Origin of the sequence: Pseudoalteromonas rubra, from assembly GCF_005886805.2 — a bacterium.
GTDB classification, from domain to species: Bacteria; Pseudomonadota; Gammaproteobacteria; order Enterobacterales; family Alteromonadaceae; genus Pseudoalteromonas; species Pseudoalteromonas rubra_D.
This window is the reverse complement of record NZ_CP045429.1, coordinates 3,727,411-3,749,336: the sequence shown is the minus strand read 5'-3', so window position 1 is coordinate 3,749,336 and position 21,926 is coordinate 3,727,411. Positions and strand designations below refer to the sequence as shown.

Below are 21,926 nucleotides of genomic sequence, written 5' to 3'. Positions count from 1 at the left end.
AGGCTGGCACTGACCCAAAGGAAACACAATGAACATTAAAAGTATTCTAATTGAAAAAGCTCTGTCTGCGATGGCCGCGGCAGGGATCCCTGAAGGCACCAATCCGGCGGTAACGCAAAGCACCCGTGCGCAGTTTGGTGACTATCAAATTAATGGCGCAATGGGCGCTGCGAAAGCACTAAAAACTAACCCGCGAGAGCTGGCTCAGAAGATCATTGATAATTTGGATGTCAGCGATGTGGCTGCAAAAACTGAAATTGCCGGCCCGGGCTTTATCAATATTCACCTTAAGCCGGAGTTTCTGGCTGCGAGCCTGGAAGCGGCCAATCAGGATGCCAAGCTAGGCGTGGCTGAGCATGCTCAGGCGCAAAACGTGGTCGTCGATTTCTCGTCGCCTAACCTGGCCAAAGAAATGCACGTGGGTCACCTGCGTTCTACCATCATTGGTGATGCCGTGGTACGTGCGCTTGAGTTCCGTGGTGACAAAGTCACGCGTCAGAACCACGTGGGCGACTGGGGCACACAGTTTGGTATGCTGATCGCACACCTGGAAGATATGCTGGCACAAGGCATTGATCTGGAAAACGTGGCGCTGGCGGACTTAGAAACTTTCTACCGTGATGCCAAGAAGCGTTTTGACGACGAAGAAGGGTTTTCAGACAAAGCACGTGATTACGTGGTTAAGCTGCAAGGCGGCGATGTGCACTGTCAGAAGTTGTGGCAGCTGTTTATCGACACCTCAGTGAAGCACTCTGAAGAAGTGTACAAAAAGCTCAATGTAACGCTCACGCGCGATGACATTATGGCTGAAAGTGCCTATAACGATCGTCTGGCCGGGATCATCGCACTGTTGAAAGAGAAAAACATTGCGGTTGAAGATCAGGGCGCGCAGGTGGTGTTCCTGGATGAGCTGGCCAACAAAGATGGTGAGCCATCGGTGTTTATCGTGCAAAAATCGGGTGGTGGTTTCTTGTATGCCACGACCGATCTGGCTGCGTGTGACTATCGCTCCAACGAGCTGGGCGCTGAGCGCATCCTGATCTTTGTGGATGCCCGCCAGAGCCTGCACTTTAACCAGGTTGAGCTGACTGCACGCAAAGCGGGCCTGCTGCGCGACGAAACCAGCTATGAGTTCTGTCCGTTTGGGACTATGATGGGCAGCGACGGTAAGCCGTTCAAGACCCGTACAGGCGGTACAGTCAAGCTGGCTGAACTGTTGGATGAAGCGGTTAGCCGTGCCAGCGAAAAACTAGCCGACCGTGCGTCTGAGCTGAGTGCAGAAGCACGTGCTGAAATCGCCCGCAAAGTGGGTATTGGCGCGGTGAAATATGCCGATCTGTCGAAGCACCGTACCAGTGATTACATCTTCAACTGGGATACTATGCTGAGCTTCGAAGGCGCAACCGCACCTTACTTACAGTATGCGTATACCCGTGTGCGCAGTATTTTCCGCAAAGCCGGAGTAGACAGCGCGGCGCTCAGTGGCAGCATCAACATTGTAGAGCCACAGGAAAAGGCGCTTGCGCTGAAACTCCTGCAGCTTGAAGAAGTATTGGATCTGATGATCGGCGAAGCTACACCACACGTACTATGTGGATATCTGTACGAGCTGGCGAGTCTGTACATGACCTTCTACGAAGCTTGTCCAATCCTTAAAGACGATGTGTCTGCTGAAGTACGTGAAAGCCGTCTGTTGTTGTGTAATCTGGTTGCCAGAACACTTCACACAGGTCTGGAACTGCTGGGCATCGAGGTGATGGAGCAGATGTAAGTCCTGCGTGAGATCATGTAATGCATGCATCACGTTATGTTAGACTGAGGCCGCACTAATGCGGCCTTTTGTGTTATGTAAGGAATGACCACCATGAAACTTGATGATATTCGTCGCGAATATACTAAAGATGGCCTCTCCCGCGAGAAGCTCGATGACAATCCCATAGTGCAGTTTGAACACTGGCTGCAACAGGCCGTGGATGCAAACCTCAGCGACCCGACCGCCATGGTGGTGGCCACGGTGGATGAGCAGGGTCAGCCGTCACAGCGGATTGTGTTGCTTAAACAGGTAGACGACAACGGTTTTGTCTTTTTCACCAACACCGGGTCGCGTAAGGCACAAGAGCTCAAAGGTAATAACAAGATTTCATTGCATTTTCCCTGGCACAATCTGGAGCGTCAGGTGATAGTGTATGGTGAAGCCGAACCGCTACCGACAGCTGCGGTGGCTAAGTACTTCCTCTCCCGTCCAAAAGAAAGCCAGCTTGCTGCCTGGGCTTCAGCCCAGTCGCGTCCGGTCTCCTCTCGTCAGACCCTGATGCAGACCTTCAACAGCATGAAAAGCAAGTTCGCGAAAGGCGATATTCCGTTGCCGGACTTCTGGGGCGGGTACTGTGTTAAACCTCATCAGATTGAATTCTGGCAAGGGGGAGAGCATCGTTTGCATGACCGCTTTATGTATCGTAAAGATGCCAATGGGCAGTGGCAGGTTGAACGCCTTAACCCTTAGTGCCATATCCCATGCGCTTCATTGATACCCATTGCCATCTCGATTTTGAAGAATTCAGAGACCGTTTGTCACACCATCTGACAGAGGCGCAGGCACTGGGTGTTGGGCAGTGGGTGGTGCCCGGGGTAACGTTGAAGCAGTGCCGCACTTTGCCTGCTTTCGCCCAGCTGCACCCGGGCGTGCACATCGCCTTTGGCCTTCATCCTTACTTTATGGCACAACACAGCGCCACGGATATGCCTGACTTAGCGGCGCTTGCCCATTTGCATCGTTCGCAGCTGGTGGCGATTGGTGAGTGTGGTATTGATGGCATGGTCGATGATGTTACTGCGCAGCAGCACCTGTTTATTGAGCACATAGTGCTGGCCAATGACCTCCGTCTGCCGCTGATTGTCCATCATCGCAAAAGTCATCACCTGCTGACCAAGGCTTTTAAACAGTGCCCCCCTCAAAACGGAGGTGTTATTCATGCCTTCTCTGGCTCATTGCAAGATGCGCAGAGTTATCTGAAGCTCGGGTTTAAACTCGGTGTGGGTGGCACCATCAGTTATCCGCGAGCGGCGAAAACCCGTACAACCCTGGCGCAAGTTCCGTTGCAAGCATTGGTGTTGGAGACAGATGCACCATCGATGCCGTTAGCGGGTTATCAGGGACAGCCCAATGTGCCAAAACGGGTGGTCGAGGTGTTTGAACAACTCTGTACTATTCGGGATGAATCGCCCGAAAAGATAGCGGAAACTCTATACAATTCGTCGCAATCATTGTTTAGCTGCTGAGCAATGCTCAGTTAAATTGCGCTCCTGTGTTGAGAGCTGAGCTGTTGGCAGGGGGGAAAGAATGTAGTGACGTCCATTCTTTCCCTATACCACTTTACATCATTAGGTATGCGATATTGTTAAGTGGCAGTGTGCGCAGACTACACTGCGCTTTCGGTTGTTGTCAGTTCTTCACCGAGTGCTGCCAGGGTTTCGAATTCCATCACCCAGTCCAGCTCAACACTTATGTCTAACTGCTCTTCCAGATATTCACAAAACTCAACCACGTCAATGGAGTCTAAGCCCAGTAACGCGATATCGTTTTCAAGATCCTGCTCAGAGAAGTCACCTTTGACGTTCTCTTTACCCCAACTGATGATCAGTGTACGGATTTGTTGTAATGTCATAGTATGTCCTTTAGTTAAGTCAATGACTTGATATATGGTTGTTTCTATTAATATTCAGTCCAGCTCGCAACGAGGTCCAATTGCTGCTCAATAAACTGAGATTTACAGCTTTGGCGGCGTATTTTGCCACTGGAAGTCATTGGAACGGATGAGGGAGATACCAGCGCAATTGCATGGACCGGGATCGCAAATTCTTTGTAGACGGCAATCCGAATTGCTTCAAACACTTCGTTATAGTCGCTTTCTCTGGCATGCAAACGGTTGAGCTCATGGACTAAGACCAGTCGCTCTTTGTCATCTTTATAGAGAGATGTAGCGGCACAGCGACCAGGCTTTAACGCAGCATGGGCAAGCTCACTACACGCTTCTATATCCTGAGGGTAGATATTCCGCCCATTGAAGATCAGCAGATCTTTTGAGCGGCCTGTGATATAGATATTGCCCTGGTATAAAAAGCCAAGATCACCGGTGTTGAGGAAGTCTCGCTCATCAGAGGAGTTTGCGAGGCGATTTTTGAACGCTCTGGTCGAGGCGCTTTGATTTGCCCAATATCCCGGTGCATTACACGGACTGGTAAGCCAGATTTCTCCTATGTGCAATTCATCATGTTTTGTCTGGGTATCCGGACAAACAATGGCGATGGAGTTTTCGATGAGTGGTGTGCCGCTGGCGACCAATACGATACTCTCTTCATTTTGCGTTTGAAGTGGCACAATCCGTCCCTGTTCATAGCTACTTCTGTCTGCATGCAACAGAACTGGCTCCGAAGCTTCTATCGCACCACTGATGATCAATGTTGACTCTGCGGTGCCATAGCATGGGTACAGTGCATCGGCTTTGAACCCACAGCGTTTAAACCTCTCTGCAAATTGCTTGAGCGTGCTGGCTCTGACAGGTTCGGCACCATTGAATGCGACCTCCCAACTCGATAAGTCGAGTGTTTCCAGCTCGCTATCAGTGATCTTATCGACGCACAGTTGATAAGCAAAGTTGGGGGCACCAGATACCCGAACTCGATAATCTGAGATGGCTTTAAGCCACCGATAAGGTTTTTGTAAAAATGCATTGGGAGCCATAAAAATAAACGGCTGAGCAATATAAATGGCCTGCATGAAGTTACCGATCAGGCCCATATCATGGAAGAGTGGCAACCAGGACAGGTACACCGAGTTACCATAATTACGGAACCCTTTTTTGAGCAGGAGTTGATTCTCTATCAGATTATCGTGGGTCAACGCCACCCCTTTTGGCGCACCAGTTGAGCCGGACGTATATTGTAAAAAGGCGATGTCGCTACCTTGTGTGACCACCGGAATAAAGTCAGAGCGCTCAGGGTGGGAGGCGAGTGTCTCATAAGACACATATTTACCGAGCGTGCTCTCAAAGTGCGTCGCTTCATGCTTGTGAAGCCTGGGGAGTAGCTTTTCGATGGACACAATGAGCTTGCAGTCTGCATTTTCAACAATGCTTTGCATACGCGTCCACTCACTTTTACGTCGACCGGGGATTGGTAAGGGGATCGAAATCACCCCGGCGTACATACAGCCCAAAAATGCCACCGCGAACTCGTAGGAAGACTGAAAAAGCAGTATGACTCTGTCATCTCTTGCGACCTGTGCACGTAAGCCGCACGCGAATTGCTGGGCCTGATCATGCAACATACGATATGTCATCGGAGTTTGTTGTTGCTCCCCGTCTTGTAAAAAGACCAGTGCGGTATCATCTGCATTTTTGCTAGCTCTTTTAGTTAAAATATCTACGAACGTAGGCAACGCATCGGGTTGATAGGAGGTTGCTGGCATAGTCGTTGAATCAATCATACAGTGTACTCAATATCCGGATTTGAAGTTAAACATTGGCGTAGTTTGTTGTGGCGCTCTATGAGCAGCTGTTTGGCATTGTCTGTGGGGAAGGGCAGTACCTTCATTCTAAGTTCTGCACTTGCACAGAGTTGCTCGTTATTGAATAAACGGACATCGCACAGAGAAAAGCCGCGCTCGCATTTTGTGAGTATCGCTTTGCAGCGCAATTTGTCCCCAGGCTGAACGATGCCTATGAACTTACCTTTATTTATCTTTGCCAGAATGGCCATGGCTTCAAAGTTGTTGTTGACCATAGTGAGGTGGCCTGCGGCTTGCGCCATTACCTCGGTCAACAGTACGCCGGGAAAAATAGGGGCGTCTGGAAAGTGTTCTTCAAATAAAGGCGCAGTGCTTGGCACCGCGCTGTACGCAGTTAAGCTGCTGCGATCATCCGAAACAGAGACTATCTCATCCAGCATCAAGAATTTTTCTATGTTCATTGACGTTTCCTTGTTAGTGTTCGGGTTTTATGCGGCCGCGGCAGCTGCAAATCCGTTTGTTTGCTCTTTTTTCGCTTTGTAATATAAAGTCAGCTGTACTGAACTCCAGAAAAACTCAATCAGGATGAATAAGTACAGAATACGGCTGGTGTCGAAGGCAAATACATAGAGGCACATTAAGCTGCCGTAATACAGTCTGAGGTAGCCATCGCACATGCCAAAAATGGGCTCTCGTTTGACGATCCTCAACGTCGACCACATGATGGCGAAGCCACCAAATAAATTAGCAAATAGCAAATGAAAGCCTGAAAACTGAGGGTAATCTCCTGTGGCACCAAACAGAGTGTGTGCTTCCTGTAAGGGGCCGGCAAGATACCAGGCCGTGAGTATTGGTAAGGCAAACATACCAGCTGCGAAGTAATCGTAAATGGCGCTGTATAGCTGGGCCTTGGAAAGTTTCTGAGTTGCGTTCATGAATAAGTTTCCTTCGAATTAAAGTGTGTGAATGGCACGACGCGTGTTGAGCTTGCCGGTAATGCCAGTGCTTTTGATAAAATGTGCAGCAAAGCATGCGATGAAGTGTGAAACATAAAAAAATGTCCCCCTTTCAGTCGGTGGTTGATACACGATTGTCGGGTGAGTCGATGCCACATAGCCATGTCGTGCGGCATGGCCAATTGGTCTTCGGTGCCTGCAATGGTGGTTATCGGTATGTTGATCTCCGGATGTGCACCATGTTGCACGAAGTGCTGGCATTGATGTAAATCAGGTCTGAGTACACTCAAGTGCCCCTGCAGTTCCTGTTCAGATACATCAGCCATCCATTTGGGATCGGATCTGCGCAAGATGTTCATCAATTCGCCGTCCGACATTTCCTGCCAGCGAAAAGTGTGTCGTGTTGGTGGACAGCATGCCAAAGCAAAAAAGTGCTGTGGCAAGGCCATACCGTTTTCAGCCAAGTGGCCAATAACCGCATAGGCCAGCAAAGCGCCCATGCTGTAACCGACAAATGCAAAAGGCATGTTTTGCTGTTCGATGAGCTGGGAGAGCGGTGCCAGATACGCATCGAAGCTATCCGCAATTTGCTCTGTTGCCCGTTTGCCTCGGCCAGGTAACTGCACACATACCAATTCTATATGTTCAGGCAACCTGTTTCGCCAATGGTAAAAAGCGCTCACATCACCGCCGGCAAAAGGAAAGGCATATAATCTCAGCGTCGCCGCCGGATTTTGGCCCAACCCGACGAACCATTGGTCAGCCGGTGAGGGCCTCGGCTGGGCTGGCAAGCGGGTTGGCTGTTCGAACAGCAATTGGTTCATAAATAGGCTTCCCGCTTCTGAGTCTCAGGAGCAATACAGGTTTTACCTTCTTCTGAGCGCATCCATTCACGCGTTAACTCCATGCCTGCTTCAAAGCTGACCCAGCTTTCGAACCCCAGTTCTGATTTAGCTTTATGAATTGGAAAGCCTTGATTTCTGCTGAGCAAGTGCACGGCATGGCGCGTTAGCAGCGGGCGAGACTTGATATTGAGCAACGCATAGATTTTCTCCATCAGGTAGCCAAAGCCAAAGGCAAGGCTCGCGGGGACTTTCATACACTTCCAGTGTTGAGGTTTAAAGCATTGCCCCATCCCCTCTACAAAGTCTTTCCAAGAATGCTCACCTTCATCCCGGATATTGTATGCCTGTCCTGCTGCGGCTGGTATATCAGCCGCACGTAGCATTGCCTCGGTAAGGTTACGCACATACACTAAGCCTGCATGAGAATGTCCCCCATCTAGCAAGACCATTTCCTTATTTAGCATCAGGCGGCTTATTTCTACTACCCATTCCATGGATCTGGGACCGTATACGGATGCGGGACGAAACACCGTCACCGGCACATCACGCTCTTGAACTGCGCGCCAGATCACTTCTTCACCTTCGGCTTTGCTGCGGTTATAAGGCAGGCCAATATTTTGCGGACCATAATCTTCCGACACTGGCGACTTAGGGTAACCGTATACATCAGATGTACTGATGTGGATCAGGCGTTCGGCGTCAGAATGTTCCAGCGCAGCCAGAACGTTTTCTACACCACGGATATTGGCAGCAAAAAATGCGTCATCAGCAGCCCAGTCAGAGGAGAGACCGGCACAGTTATAAATCACTTTGACGTTTTGCGCCGCTGCGATCAGGGTTTCCCGATCTTCCAGTGTGCCATAGACAATATCAACCGGCAGGCCTTCAAGCACTTTACATTTTGGCGATTGGCGCACCAGAACGCGCACTTTTTTGTTCGCCTCTAGCAAAGTATGCACCATGTGATTGCCGATAAAACCTGTTGCCCCGGTAACCAGGGCGTCATATGTTGTATTTGAATCCATTATTGCCTCATACACTTTCTGTTTCGGGTAATTGTTCTGTTTTAAGTTGGGTCATTTCACTCAGCAGGGATTGCAGCGCAAATTCCAGTTCTTCACGGGTATGCTCAACGTTCATAAAGAAACGCAGTCGACAACGATGCTTTTCTACTGCGGGGTAGCCGATTGGCATAACATTGATGTGTTTCTCGCGCAGCCTGGCAGACAAGAGCATGGCAACTTCCCACTCCCCGACAATGATTGGGATAATGGGAGAATGCGTTGTTGGGCCGCAGTCAAACCCAAGCTCCTGTGCCCTGGCGAGGAACCAGGCTGCATTGCTCTTAAGTTTTTCCAGACGCTCAGGCTCGCGTCTTAGCACCCGGATTGCTTCCAGGGCCGCGGCAGCATTCGCTGGGGTGATACCTGTGCTAAAAATAAGCAATGGCGTGGTATATTTCAGAAATTGAATGAAGTTTTTGGACGCCGCAATGTAGCCGCCGCAACTGCCGAGTCCTTTACTTAAAGTCCCCATCCAGATGTCGACGTCACTTCGCACTACATCGTAGTATTCACCAGCGCCGGCGCCGGTTTTGCCGAGTACGCCAATGGAGTGAGCCTCGTCTATCATCAGCATACAGTTGTGTTGCTTCTTAATACGGATAAACTCTGGCAGATTACCAATATCACCGTCCTGACTGTAGACTCCCTCAATGACTATCAAGACGCGGCGATAATACTTGCGGATTTTGCTGAGGATCTTGTCTAGTTCGGCCCAGTCATCATGGCCAAATGAACGACGTTGCGCACCAGATAGCATCGCGCCGCGTACCGCACAGTCATGGATCCACTGGTCATGGATCACCAAGTCCTGTTTGTCCATAATGTGTCCAATCACAGCCACACTGGTGCTGTGACCACTGGCAAATACCACAGAGGCCTCACAGCCCAGGTAATCGGCAATTTCGGATTCCAATTCATGATGCAGTGGGGTTTCGCCAAATAACAGAGGCGTTGCAGAAGGAGATGTACCGTAGTGTGCAACGGCCGCCTGAGTAGCTGCGATGACTTCCGGGTGGTTAGATAAACCAGAATAGTTAAATGAGGCAAAGTTCAGCACGTCCACATCATTCAGGGTTGCCCGGCCAGAGTTAAGTCCCTGATGGATCCGTCCATAGGGGTTTTCGCCAATTGCATTGATCATGTTGAGACGTGCGATGTGAGTCTGATACTCCTCCGATTGTTCAAAGTCAGTTTCCGGGACAACGGTATGTGACTCCTCGGTCGCTTCTGCTTGGGCTGGCGCTTGAGCCTGCCAACTCATCGCGGCATTCGGTAGTGACGCTGTTACCTGAGTTGGATGAGGATTTAGCTGCGCATCAACAATTGCCACTAGCTCAGCCACACTCGGGTCCTGTTCTAGTTGTTCCGCTTTGAACTGACTTAGTTCGGGCCACGTTTGTTTCAGTTGTTTAGTGAGCTGTTTCACCATTAATGAATCGAGCCCCAGCTGGCTATGCAATTTATCGTTATCATGAATGTCGCTTGGTGCACAGCCTGCGATAGAGGCAAGCAACGACACCAATGTTGCATGGCTAGACTCACGACTAACTTGCGCAGCAGGAGCCGGCTGCGTTATCGCAGTATTCTGAGAAGAGGTTGCTTGTGCTTGTACCTGCGTGGCAGTCATGGCATGTGCCGTAGATTGAGGCTGACCTGCAAGGCTTTGTAGCACGGCAGACTGAGATTGGAATAAAGACAAAGCAGCCTGCATAAGCGAGCTTTCCTGGCCGGCTGGTGGGGTAGCTGGCCTCGTTTGGGCTACAGGCTCAGCTGTTTCTGGCTGATTCCAATACGAATCTCTGTCAAATTGGTACGATGGCATATTTATACGTTTTCCTGTTGAGTGTGAATGTGGGGTCGTTGTTACCGGGTATCCGAGTTGCCACAGTTTTCCCAATGAAACCAGCTGCGCTGAATACGCATCCTGACGTTTTACAATGGACGGGAAGCCGTGAATGGATTGACTATTAATTTGTGCTGTTTTTAAGGCGAAATTAAGCAAAGTCCGTCCTGGGCCCAACTCAATAAAAAGTTTGCCCTGGTGCACTAAGGCCCTTTCCACAGCACGTTTGAACTGAACCGGTTCCCTCATTTGTCTGGCCAAATACGCGCCATCGGGTCGCTGAGTGAGTATCTCAGAGGTGACCGATGAGATAACCGGAATGGCGGGTTTGGCAAACTCGAACTGCTCTGCAAACTGCTGCAATTGCGCCGCAGCATCAGCCATCATCGGGGTATGAAACGCACCGGAGACTGGTAACCACGAGCCTTCTACTGTCATGGGCAGTGATTGCTTCAGGGCCTCCAGTTGGGCACGTGGTCCCGCAAAGACCCGGTTACCTGGGGCGTTATCAGCGGCTAGCCAGAGGTGTTCATTGAGTGTGTGAGTCAGCTTTGTCAGAGCACTTTCTTCACCTAAGCAGGCGAGCATGGCGCCCTCAGTGGGCGCTTGTGCCATCAGGTGGCCACGTTTGATTGCTAGCTGCATGGCATCAGACAGGGATAAACTTTGTGCGCTATACATGGCTGCTATTTCACCCAGGCTGTGACCCAGAACCAAATCCGGAGTGACACCTTGTGCTTTCCAGAGGCTGTCTAAACTGGCTTGAAGCGCGAATATTAAAGGCTGCTGAATAGCAGTGTTGCGCAGCAAGGTTGGATCTGTGTCCTCGTGCAATAGCTCGACCAGTGACAACTCGCATTGCGCATGCTGGGCGAACAGTCTGTTGCATTGTGCAAAGGTTTTTTTAAACACCGGCTGGTTGAGCAGGGTTTTCCCCATCGCAGTAAACTGACTGCCTTGCCCAGAAAAGCAAAAGACAACTTTGTTACTGTCCGATGTTACGGGCTGAGTGACACTGTGATCTGACTGCTCCAGGTCGCTCAACGCCTGAGACAAAGCTTGCATTGAGTCAACCACAGTGCTGAAGCGATGCTCAAAAGTGTCTCTGGCGCCTGACAGTGTGTGGCAAATATCAGGCAGAGTAATATCCGGGTTTTGGTCGATGAAGTGCCTGATTGCATTCGCTTGAGCGGACACAGAAGCTGGCGTACGTGCAGATAGCTGAAGTAACTGCGGAGTTTCGGGAGCTGCACACTCTCGATGATCATCCGGCGCTTGAGTCACTAGCAGATGAGCGATGGTGCCGCCAAAGCCAAAAGAACTGACAGCTGCGGTTCTGGGGTTGTTATGCGCTTCTGACCAGGCTTGTGTGTGGCTTGGGATCGTCAGTTCAGCATGCTCCCAGTCGATCCGTTCAGTGGGGTTTGCACAATGTAACTGGCCGGGGACTTTGCCGTGCTGGACACACATAACCGCTTTGATCAAGCCGGCGATGCCCGCAGCAGATTCCAGGTGTCCTATGTTGGCTTTCACTGAGCTAAGCCATCTGGTTGGCGTCTGACGAGAATTGTATATGTTAGCCAGTACTTTAGCCTCAATGGGGTCGCCAAGAGGTGTGCCTGTACCGTGCGCTTCAATCAACCCAACCTGACTCGCACAGAGTCCACTGTTTGTGAGCGCTTGCTCGATGACCTGGTGCTGTGCTTGCGGGTTCGGGGCCGTCAGACCATTGCTTTTACCATCATGTCCTACCGCTGAGCCTGCAATCTGTGCCAGAATTGGATCTCCATCACGTAAGGCATCAGTCAGGCGCTTCAGGACAACTATGCCACACCCCTCACCCCTGACATAGCCATCGGCATGTTGGTCAAATGTGGCACACCGGCCACGCGGTGATAGCATTTGAGCTTCGGTGAAGGCAACGGTGAGATCGGGTTTAAGCATCAAATTAACGCCACCCGCAAGTGCCATGGTTGATTCGCCGCAGCGCAGGCTTTCACAGGCCTGATGCACTGCGACGAGGGAACCGGAACAGGCAGTATCGATTGTCAGCGACGGGCCGGTTAAGTTAAGACAATAGGAAATTCTATTTGCGGCAACGGCTTGAGAGCCGCCGGTACAGCTGTGAATATCCAGCTCTGCGAGATTCTGGCTTTGCAGTTGCCAGTATTCCTGAGGCCCACTGGAGACAAATACGCCCGTTTTGCTGCCTGCAATTGACTTAGGAGCAATGCCTGCATGCTCGAGTGCCTGCCAGCTGTTTTCGAGCAATAAGCGGTGCTGGGGATCCATTTTACTGGCTTCACGGTGTGAAATGCCAAAAATTTGGGGTTCGAATCCATCGACCTGGTCGAGGAAACCACCAAGCAAGGGAACACTATAGCCACTTTTGGTTTTCACCATACTCATGTCTGGCCAGCGATCAGGCGACACCTGAGTAATGGCATCGCGCTGAGAGCATAATAATTGCCAAAACTCGCTGAGATCATTGGCCTGTGGAAAGCGACAAGCCATGCCAATGATTGCAATGGCTCCGTTATCTGACTGTGAATGGGAAGTTTGCGTAGCCGCTGCAACTGGAGTCGGGCCAGATAATTGTTGGCTAAGTAGTTCAATAGCCTGCTCGACAGTGGGTGCCTCCCAGACAAATGTGTCTGACAGTGTCAGCCCGAATGTTTCCCCGAGTGCTTTTGCCAGTTTAACACTGTTGCCTGAGTCCAGACCCAGCTCACTAAAGCTAAGGTTTAGGTTAATATGACTTGCAGGCAAGCCTGTGAGCTGAGCTAGCTGGTGTATTAGCTGAGTACGGATCTGCGTTTTTGTAATGCTCTGATGAGGTGAGGATGAGCTCGTGTCGGCTGTTTCCAGCAGGGCAAGCCAATGCGACAAAGTTGGATTTTGCAACAGAGCACAGAGGTGGCTCTGCGTGGCAAAGCGTGTGCTTATCATGTTATCCAGCTGGCAAACCACGTCAAACTGCAGCGCCAGGTCGGCGAATGTGGGGCTCGCCGTCACCTCTACTGGCTCTGCTTTTAGGGCATCCAACTGGCTCAGCAGCAAGTCTTTGGGTTGTTTGTCAGGGCTGTCCTGTGCGACCGTGGTTTCAAGGTCGTGCGCGACAACACTGGCGAATAAGCAAGGCATTGCAAAAGTTAAGAACGACTCTTTGGCCTGAAAGCGTTGTAATTTTCCACTTGATGTTTGTGGTATCGCGCCACTTTTTACTGCTAATACGGCATAAGGTGTCAGGGCCAGAGGCGGCTCAGCAAGGCGTTGGCGGGCCCGCGCAACCAGGTCTACCAGTGCATCCTCATTGGTGGTGTTTGCTTCGAGCAAAACCACCAGCTCTTCTTGCCCTGCCATAGTAATACTGAACGCGATGGCTTTGCCGATGGCACCTTCGTAGCTCTGCTGTGCGATGTTTTCAATGTCATTGGGAAAATAGTTTTTGCCCCGCAGCACAATCAGGTCTTTCTTTCGGCCGGTAATGTGTAGCTCACCGTGTTCGTCAATGAATCCCAAATCGCCGGTGCGCAAATAGGTTTTGTCAGCTTCATTGCGAATATGAGCATGAAATGTGGCTTGTGATATGTCGGGTTTTTGCCAGTACCCTTTGGCAACGCCTGGCGCATTCACCCAGATTTCACCTACGCGTTGCCCAGAAACACGCTCACAGCTGTCTGGGTTAACGATGGCGATCTCGGTATCCAGTGCTGCTTTGCCACAGGCTACAGATTCAATGGCATTTAAAGGGTGCTGTGCAGTGAGCACCTGTCCAGCTTGCAGCGCTTGGCTGTCGAGGTTGAGTTTTCTCGCGCGGTGTTTTGGCTTACCGCCGGACACGATCAATGTAGCCTCTGCGAGGCCATAACAAGGCTGAAAAGTGGCCTCGGAAAAGCCTGCCGGGGCAAAACGTTTCTGAAATGCCTGGATAGTGGCGAAGCGAACGGGCTCGGCACCGGACAGTGCATGTTGCCAGCAACTCAAATCCAAAGCGTTAACTTGTTCATCAGTAAGCTTATTGACGCAATGCTGATAACCAAAGTTAGGCGCCACAGAGACGCGCGCGCGATGGGTTGAAATGAGCTCTAACCATAACTGTGGGTAACGCAAAAACGTGTTAGGTGCCATAAAGTAGCCCCAGCCACCACCGTATACAACTTGTATGATGTTACCGATCAGGCCCATATCGTGATAAGGCGGTAGCCAGGAGACAAAGGTATTGTCTCCATCTAGTGCCTGAAAAATGGCCTGTGAGTTGTGAATAAGGTTAGCATGGCTGACCTCCACCCCTTTGGGGGTGGAAGTGGAGCCTGATGTATATTGCAAAAAGGCTGTGGCATGGGGAGAAGGTGCCACTGGCTGCCAGTCGGTTTGTGCTTGTTTGGGCTGTGCTGGTTCGCGTACACTCAACCAGCTTAGGGTAGCAAAAACCTCTGATTTTGTAGTGATTTTTGATCGCTTGCTCAACAGTTTGTCTGAAGCCAGCGCATATTTTGGCTGGCAGTCACAAATGATCGCTTCGATCCTGGGCAAGGTCTGTTCCAACCTGGCAATAACTGGCGGGAATGCGGGCACTGCAATAGCCCCCGCCAATACACAGCCCCAAAAGGAGATTATATAATCCAGGCCGGGTTCGCTGAGCAAGATGACTCGCTCATTGCATGCCCCCTGACGCTGTAATTTTACTGCCAGCTGTTGCGCTGCCGTAAAGAGCTCGCCATAGGTGAGCGATTGAACCGGTTTGCCTGGCCCGCTCACAAAATGGTAAGCAGGCTGAGACGCAAACTTATCGCTGCGCCATTGTAGTAATTCAACCAAGTGAGCAGGCGCCTCCTGGCCTGCCAGTTTAGAAAAGCACGGGTGATTTAGCATTCTTAATTCCTATCCATGGACTGATCTAATGCGTTAGCAATGCCATCTGAATCTCGATCCAGTACTGAGCGACGTGCTTCATCCTGATTCGGTTTCGGCGGGTAACACACAAAGGTTGCAGGTACCCGGTTGGCAAGTAATTGGCTAACGGTGAGAGCAGTCCCCACATCTGTTTCCACAATTGACTCAAGTGGCGCTTCGGCAGCTGCAACCGTCATCACATACCCTCCAAAGCCATTATTACCCGCTAGATCACAATGGCCTTCGGCTGCCGCTGCGGTCATAGCTTTGAAGTCTGCCAGCAACGTTTCTGAGGGGGCGCTGGTTAGCGTTAGCTGGCGCCCAACCATGGGTTTGAGGTTGGTATCAAATGCCATCATAAATGCTTCGCCAGCTTCGCGTTCGAGCAACCCGCTTGGATAGCACACACCGTCTTTCTCGCCATATTCAAGGGTAGAGCCGAGCTGAAAACACAGTGGCATCATCTCTGCACTGGGGGGATTCGGACAAACTAAAGATGCAGTCACTGCTTCTACGATGGGGGCTCCGAGCGCACTGGTAACCGGTTTTTGTTGCTGCAAGGCATGCAATGCGCCGCGAGCAATGGTTTGCCAACGTTGATCTGAATGGATAGCAGGACTGCTCAGTACTGTCTCGACGACTTGTTTGGCAGCTGTTTTGTCACCTGAGGATGCAGCCAGAGCCAATGGTAGTAAGGTCGACTTATCTGCGCCTAACTTGGCAAAGAAGTCACCGGCCTGATGGGCGACCTGAGTTAAACACTGTTGTGGGTTGAGTGGCACAAAGGCATCAAATGCATCTGGGTTACCGCGCACATCATCGCCACCCAGTGTCCCGGCTGGACGACGTAAAAAGTCCAGAAGCCCCGCAAAGCGATGCAGTGTGTCGGCGGACCCATCATGAGAATACCCGTAACCACGGATCGAGGCACCTTCGTGCTGCGGATTTCTATCGAAGAACCCGCCTTTGTATATGCCAAAGACACTCTGGCCCACGAACATATCAAATTCATAGGGCTGACCGAATTTACCCGTCCGCTTATACAAGTTTCTCAGATGTGGCACTTTGAATACCTGAGGGATATTAGAGAATGAGTATTCGCCGCTGGTCCCAAACAGTCCCGGTTTTTCGACACCAAACTCGGCATTGGCATGGGGGTCCAATACGTGACAACCCTGACATGTTGTCAAGCTGTCGGCAATGCGCAGTGCACAACTGTTTTTTGTTTGTCTGACCGCACAGGTACCCAGGATATTTTGTTCCTGACCTGCTGGTAATCTGGCATCAATGACCGGGCGACGACTGATGTTTGCATCCCCCCACAGGGTCTCCAGTGCGCTAACCACCTGAGTTGGGTCGGTGAATTGCGCTTGTTGTTCGGTAGGCATATCTGTGAAGCTGAGTTGATCGAGTAAGTCAGCTAACACTGTGGTGTTGTGCTGAGCATCCAGTGTCTGAACAAAATCGATAAACCCTAACAGGCCAACTCGCTCTTCGGGATAAGTGTGACCTGCAAGCCAATTCTGGATTTGATCCAATTGAATCAGGTTATAAACCTGTGCCTGATAATTGTTAGCAGCTTGGTTGCCCGCAAATGCGAGACTGGATAACGGCTGAGTCTGAAGTTGTCCCACAATCTGAGCTTCCATTTTTAACAAGCTCAGACGTTGTTGTAACTGGGCAACTGCATTGCGGTCATTGAGTGCATTGTCGGCGACTTCAACATCCAACCAAGCCTCAGCCAATTCTCCTACGTAGGAAAAACGATCCATGACGTAACGAACCGGGTTACCGTAGCATTCACACTGCTCTGTTTGTGGGTCTATATCAACCAACTGACCATTGGTGCCAATACACTGTCGGTTCGCAAACTGTTCATCCGTCATGCTGACACAGCCGAAAAACGCAGCACGGCCAGCCTGTTGTAATTCAGTGAGAGAGTTGTCTAGATTACGGATTGGGTTAGGTGGATAGCTGATCTTTAACAGGTAATCGGCCAGATATTCAAACTTATTGGTTTCAAGTGGTTGCTCAGAACCCAGCAACCCTACAACGGCTTCGTCAAATTCTATGATCGAGCTGCGTTCGTCAAATGCACCCGTATCTGGCTGTTCACCATAGGTGAACTGAACGCGGCGAACCCGGTCCCCACGCCAATGCGTTGCACCGTGGTTGGCGATGCCTCTCAGAGGTTGGGTGATCATGGGGCCTTTAATCGCTCTAAAATCTGGGTTAACAGCGGCGCGTTTAGGATCGGTTTGCCATGGATCGACCGCCAGATCAGAGACAAAGCCTATCTGAGGTGGAGAGACAAATGGGCCATAGTTGTTAATTGTGCTGGCATCCGGATTACTTAAATCCCAGGCCAGGCTATCGCTGTCACCAAAAATATGGCAGCTGGCACATGCCTGTGCACCATTGGTCGACATTTCAGTTGCATTGTAGAGGGTTGATCTGCCCTTTTGTACCAGGAAAGGTTCTGGGTTGTGCAAAGCGTGACGAGCAATTATTTTTGGCTTTTTACGCCTGATATCGACTTCAATCAGTTCATTGCTGAAGCGCGCCATAACGTAGAGACGTTGCCGTTTATGATCAATGGTAAGTCCAACTGGTCCGGCCATGATAGCGCTGTCATAATTTTGCCTTTTATTTGTCAAATTCAACGATTTGATATGCCGGTTAAAAGTACCGTCCCGGTCGAGATCTTGGGTATCTACATAGGCTAGCTTGTCAGAACCCAGCGCGGCTATGAATAGCGTTTGATTATTTGCTAAGCGACCTCTCTGGTCTTTTTTATGAGTAATATCAATTGCAACGGGAAAGGCCAGTGAGCGCTTCCAGCTATTGCCATGCACCTCTTTCTGTAAGTGGTCGTTGAGATCCTTCACCATGACTGAGTCTTGATCCAGAATACTCAATTGGCTAATTGCAAGACGGCCACGCACTGTTGAGTTTGCGAAGTGGCCAAACCCTTCAAATCGCGTCATGTTATTTGCGTCTTGGTTAACCACGTAGACAGCCCCTGATTTGGGGTGAGTCGCCATGTCGTATAAAATATGGCCAACTCCCGAGAAGGCATGCTCTTCGGTGAGCTGTCCTTGTTCATTGAAAGTGAGAGCAAAGACATCCTCGTCTGGCAAAGTGAACTTCATTAAATCGTTCCAAGCCATAACCGGAGTTTGTTCCTGACTGTATGCCGGATCCTGATCCAGCCAGCAGCCGTTAATGCTGGTATCGAAGTACTCGCCGCACACCTTTGGATCGTCAAAGTACTTCACCATTTGACTGATCACGGGCTGGATTTGTCCTGAAGAGTCTGTGCATGAACATTCCGGCGTCACGCGACCAGTGTCCTGAGGCAAAAACGCGATCAGATTGTGGTTTTGATCGGTCTGGGCGCAAAGCTGCAACTCATGTCGACGTTGCATCGCAGGTCTGGGATCTGGCATACAGCGTCCAATCCCCTTAACGGCAGGCGTACCGCCATACATTTTGATGTCAGGCTTAGTAACAACCAGCAAGCCATTGGCATCCTCAGTAACGTCCCCATGTTCCATCAGATGGTGCAGGTGTTCGATGGCGGCGCCTCGAGTTGTTTCTGCGGCAACCACCGATGTTCGGTTACCTGTGTGATAGCCTGCTACGTACACTTGATGGTGCACTCCCTGGGCATCTGCGGGTGCCAAAGTGATCGCGCGTGGTGCGGTTGTTGTTAAATTAATGACCTGTTCTGCTTCACGCGTTTGGGGGTGGTAAATAACCACATCTGCAAGACCGGCGGGACGGTCAAGCTGTGCATTTTGTGTCGGTGTTCTGACTAAATCAAAGCCATCTCTGGCACCTGGATCCGGGTGGTTTTGTCCGCGGTGGGCCATGGTAACGAGTAGCCGCTTACCGGCTGGTGTGTTGGCGAGTATAATATCCTTTGGTTCGTCGCCCGTTGCGATGGTGTCAACAACCCGGCCAGAACAATCGGAGAGTGCGACATCAACGATGTTGATACTGTCGGACAGTTGATTGACAACCCACAAGGAGGCGCTGTGTCTGGTTTCTGATACCAAAGCGAGTGACACGGGACGCATACCCACTTTGATGGAGCCACATTGCGTTAGTTTGCCGTCCTTAGGTTGAAAAATTTCGAGATGGTCGTCTGGAATGTTTAAGGCAAAAACAAGCCCGCTTTTTTGCGATACCGAGATTGGATTGACGGGATCGGCTTCTAGCAAGGTATAGTCGTTTGATGCTGATGTTGCCGCCGATACAAAGGAGGAGGCGAGTGTCGCTATACCAAGCAGAGTCTTTTTCAATGTCATTTTCATATTTTTGACCCAGTTTAATACACCGGTGAGGTGCAGAATTTGAACGTACAAGGTTGCAGCTGTGCGTAAGGTCAAGTCGACTTTACTGGCGCAACTGGTCACGTTTTTTTTGTCTATTTACTTGCAGTTTGAGAGTTAAATTTGGGTGATCGAAGTGCTCCGTTTTCTCGTACCTTTATTGGTATCGTGTTCCTAGATTGAGACGGATAGTAATATGATAGCTTTCTTTTTTTCAAATGTATTTTTTCTTAAAGTTAAACTATTTAACATTTTGATTTACAAAAACGGTATATTGGGTGGTTTTATGCTCAATTTGCATGTGCGAGATTTAAGCAACTAATCGGGTGTTATGAGCGTAAAATTTTGCTTTTTTACGAAATTACTTTAAAAGACAAAGAGCATTTGATTCTGAATAATTTCTAATCACGAAATAATTAAATTTGACTTTTTCGTTTTTTGGGATGCTGATCAGATGAGTATTTTGGTGTTTATGTAATGGCATTATTTGGCAGACCCTCACTTGCACACTGCTGAGGACATTTAAGCGCACCGGCGTTATCTGGTTTAAGGAAGGAGAGAACAATGCGCCGTGTCAGGAGTATAGAAAGTAGATGAAATAAGGTGGTAGTGGTTAGCGCACGCTGGCAATCTACCCGGCATATTTAAACGTACGTACCTCTAAGTTTTTTGCGAGATTTATTTTTGATCCTCAGTGTTATTGCGGATCTGACGTTTCACTTCCCAGCGTTTCAGTGCGCGCCCTACCTGCCAGGTAAAAATACAGGCAATGCCCAGCATCAGCAGTACCACGCGACCCAGTTCATGAAAATGTCTATGGCTTTGTGCCATCGCAGCTTCTGTTAAGTATTCGACGCTGACAAAGCCTATGGGTTGCTGCTCTGCGTCATAAATGGGTTCAACAATGGGCTGTTTTGACTGAGCCAGTCCGGGTAGGTGGCGAGGTAAATCGGTTATCTGAGGCGGCGCACTCTGGCCATCATTACCAATAATAAACTGGCCCTGATGGTTATAGAGTCTGACAGACAGCACATAGTCGTCACTGGCGAGGTGGTTGCTCAGGGCTCTGAGCTGGGGCGTATCCATGCGGCTCATTGGCAGAGCAGCATTCAGAGCCAATTGCTTAGTCAGGCTGCGGCCAGCGTGGTCGGCATTGCTGTGTAACAGCTGATGGGAGCGAAAACTGGTGTTAAATGCCAGCCAGGTAATGGTTAAAAAGCACACCGCAGCGATGAGCAGACGCAGTAGTCGCCGATTGCGTGAAGAAGAAAGGGTTTCAAGGGCTTGTGTATTTTTCATAGATCTTGTTTGCCTGCTGACATGCCACGATTAAGATGTTAAAAAGGGCGCATACCGTTACCAAGCAAGTATTCACACATCGGCTCAATGAGCCGGATATGACCCCAATCAGGAGTATCCATGTCAAAGTCACTCGCGTCAATCCAGTTGCGTGCCACGGCTGAGCCTGCTCAGCAGTGCCTCACTGTAGCAAATTGGTACCACATTGAAAACGATGATCAACTGAGACCTGGCAGCAGCCCGCTGTCCGAAGATGGTCAGTACCTATGTTTTTTTGGCGCTGAGCTCAATGAGGCGGATGTCCTGGAGGTTCTGCGTTTGTGTCAGCAGGCGGATATTGAGGTCACCAGACTGGCACTGTATCAGCCAACAGCAACGATGACGCCTGGCCTGGTTATTTACACGCATTCGGCACGCGATGTGCGCGCACCCATTCGCGCTTTAGCGGCTCAGCGTGGCCTGCAAGGTGCGGCTATCAGCCAGCCGCCCAGTTTGCTTAAGCCCGGGTTACTGGTAATGGATATGGACTCCACGGTAATCACCATCGAGTGTATTGATGAAATTGCCAGACTGGCCGGGGTGTATGATGAGGTTGCAGCGGTGACCGCACAGGCCATGGCTGGGCAACTGGCGTTTAACGACAGTTTGTATCAGCGTGTTGCTAAGCTGTCTGGCGTCGAGTTGCCGCTCATTCAGCAGCTCAAAGACAACCTGCCGCTGATGGAGGGCGTTGCCCAGCTGTGTGCGGTGCTCAAAGCACATCACTGGCATCTGGCGATTGCCTCTGGTGGCTTTACCTGGTTTGCCGAGGCGCTAAAAGCGCCGTTGCAGCTGGATGCGGTCTTTGCTAACACATTGGAAATTGCCGACGATAAGCTGACTGGTAAAGTACTGGGCGAGGTCGTTGATGGCAGTAAAAAAGCCGAGGTGCTTAAATCTCTGGCTGAACAGTTTGGTATTGCATCTAAACAAACCGTGGCCATGGGCGACGGCGCCAATGATTTAATCATGATGGCTGCTGCCGGGCTAGGCGTCGCAGTTCATGGCAAACCTAAGGTGGTCGAGCAGGCCGATGCCGCGATAACCCAAGGGTCGTTGACTCAGCTGCTTTATCTGTTGAGTGTCCCGGTCTAGTTATGAATTACTAAATGCAAAGCGGGCATAAAGCCCGCTTTGTTAT

The 21,926-nt window shown here is 50.4% G+C and carries 13 protein-coding genes; 4 read left to right on the top strand and 9 right to left on the bottom strand.

Annotated features, from left to right (window positions below):
- The first annotated feature begins 28 nt into the window (after nt 1–28).
- The 3 genes from argS (at nt 29) to CWC22_RS16010 (ending at nt 3,279) form a co-directional block, all read left to right on the top strand.
- Complete coding sequence (argS, locus tag CWC22_RS16020) at nt 29–1,771, top strand: arginine--tRNA ligase (RefSeq protein ID WP_138538742.1); 1,743 nt, start codon at nt 29–31, stop codon at nt 1,769–1,771.
- Between the two features lie 93 nt (nt 1,772–1,864).
- Nucleotides 1,865–2,503, top strand: a complete 639-nt coding sequence (gene pdxH / locus CWC22_RS16015; protein ID WP_138538743.1) for a pyridoxamine 5'-phosphate oxidase — start codon at nt 1,865–1,867, stop codon at nt 2,501–2,503.
- An 11-nt stretch (nt 2,504–2,514) separates the two neighbouring features.
- The gene (locus tag CWC22_RS16010) at nt 2,515–3,279 is read left to right on the top strand and encodes a TatD family hydrolase (protein ID WP_138538744.1); all 765 of its coding nucleotides are present in this window, start codon (nt 2,515–2,517) and stop codon (nt 3,277–3,279) included.
- A gap of 140 nt (nt 3,280–3,419) precedes the next feature.
- Here the strand turns inward: CWC22_RS16010 and CWC22_RS16005 are convergent, their stop codons facing one another.
- From CWC22_RS16005 to CWC22_RS15965, 9 genes are all read right to left on the bottom strand, one after another.
- Nucleotides 3,420–3,665: an acyl carrier protein gene (locus CWC22_RS16005; RefSeq protein WP_138538745.1), complete on the bottom strand. Its 246-nt coding sequence runs from the start codon at nt 3,663–3,665 to the stop codon at nt 3,420–3,422.
- A gap of 47 nt (nt 3,666–3,712) precedes the next feature.
- On the bottom strand, nt 3,713–5,485 hold the full coding sequence (locus CWC22_RS16000) for a fatty acyl-AMP ligase (RefSeq protein ID WP_125560710.1): 1,773 nt from the start codon (nt 5,483–5,485) through the stop codon (nt 3,713–3,715).
- Nucleotides 5,482–5,967, bottom strand: coding sequence for a 3-hydroxyacyl-ACP dehydratase FabZ family protein (locus tag CWC22_RS15995; protein WP_138538746.1), 486 nt, complete (start codon nt 5,965–5,967; stop codon nt 5,482–5,484). Before CWC22_RS15995 ends, CWC22_RS16000 begins: the two co-directional genes overlap by 4 nt.
- 27 nt (nt 5,968–5,994) lie before the next feature.
- Entirely contained in the window at nt 5,995–6,441 is a 447-nt protein-coding gene (locus CWC22_RS15990; protein WP_125560705.1) for a hypothetical protein, read from the bottom strand.
- Nucleotides 6,438–7,286, bottom strand: a complete 849-nt coding sequence (locus CWC22_RS15985) for a thioesterase II family protein (RefSeq protein WP_125560703.1) — start codon at nt 7,284–7,286, stop codon at nt 6,438–6,440. The genes CWC22_RS15990 and CWC22_RS15985 overlap by 4 nt, the downstream gene beginning before the upstream one ends.
- Nucleotides 7,283–8,332: an NAD-dependent epimerase/dehydratase family protein gene (locus CWC22_RS15980; protein ID WP_138538747.1), complete on the bottom strand. Its 1,050-nt coding sequence runs from the start codon at nt 8,330–8,332 to the stop codon at nt 7,283–7,285. Before CWC22_RS15980 ends, CWC22_RS15985 begins: the two co-directional genes overlap by 4 nt.
- Before the next feature lie 7 nt (nt 8,333–8,339).
- Nucleotides 8,340–15,089, bottom strand: a complete 6,750-nt coding sequence (locus tag CWC22_RS15975; RefSeq protein WP_138538748.1) for a type I polyketide synthase — start codon at nt 15,087–15,089, stop codon at nt 8,340–8,342.
- A 2-nt stretch (nt 15,090–15,091) separates the two neighbouring features.
- A complete protein-coding gene (locus CWC22_RS15970) occupies nt 15,092–19,429 on the bottom strand; it encodes a YncE family protein (protein ID WP_138538749.1) in 4,338 nt (1,445 codons plus the stop codon).
- Nucleotides 19,430–20,125: 696 nt separating this feature from the next.
- On the bottom strand, nt 20,126–20,746 hold the full coding sequence (locus CWC22_RS15965) for an AhpA/YtjB family protein (protein ID WP_138538750.1): 621 nt from the start codon (nt 20,744–20,746) through the stop codon (nt 20,126–20,128).
- Nucleotides 20,747–20,866: 120 nt separating this feature from the next.
- Here CWC22_RS15965 and serB point away from each other — a divergent pair, with 120 nt between their 5' ends.
- On the top strand, nt 20,867–21,880 hold the full coding sequence (serB, locus tag CWC22_RS15960; RefSeq protein WP_138538751.1) for a phosphoserine phosphatase SerB: 1,014 nt from the start codon (nt 20,867–20,869) through the stop codon (nt 21,878–21,880).
- Nucleotides 21,881–21,926 lie beyond the last annotated feature (46 nt).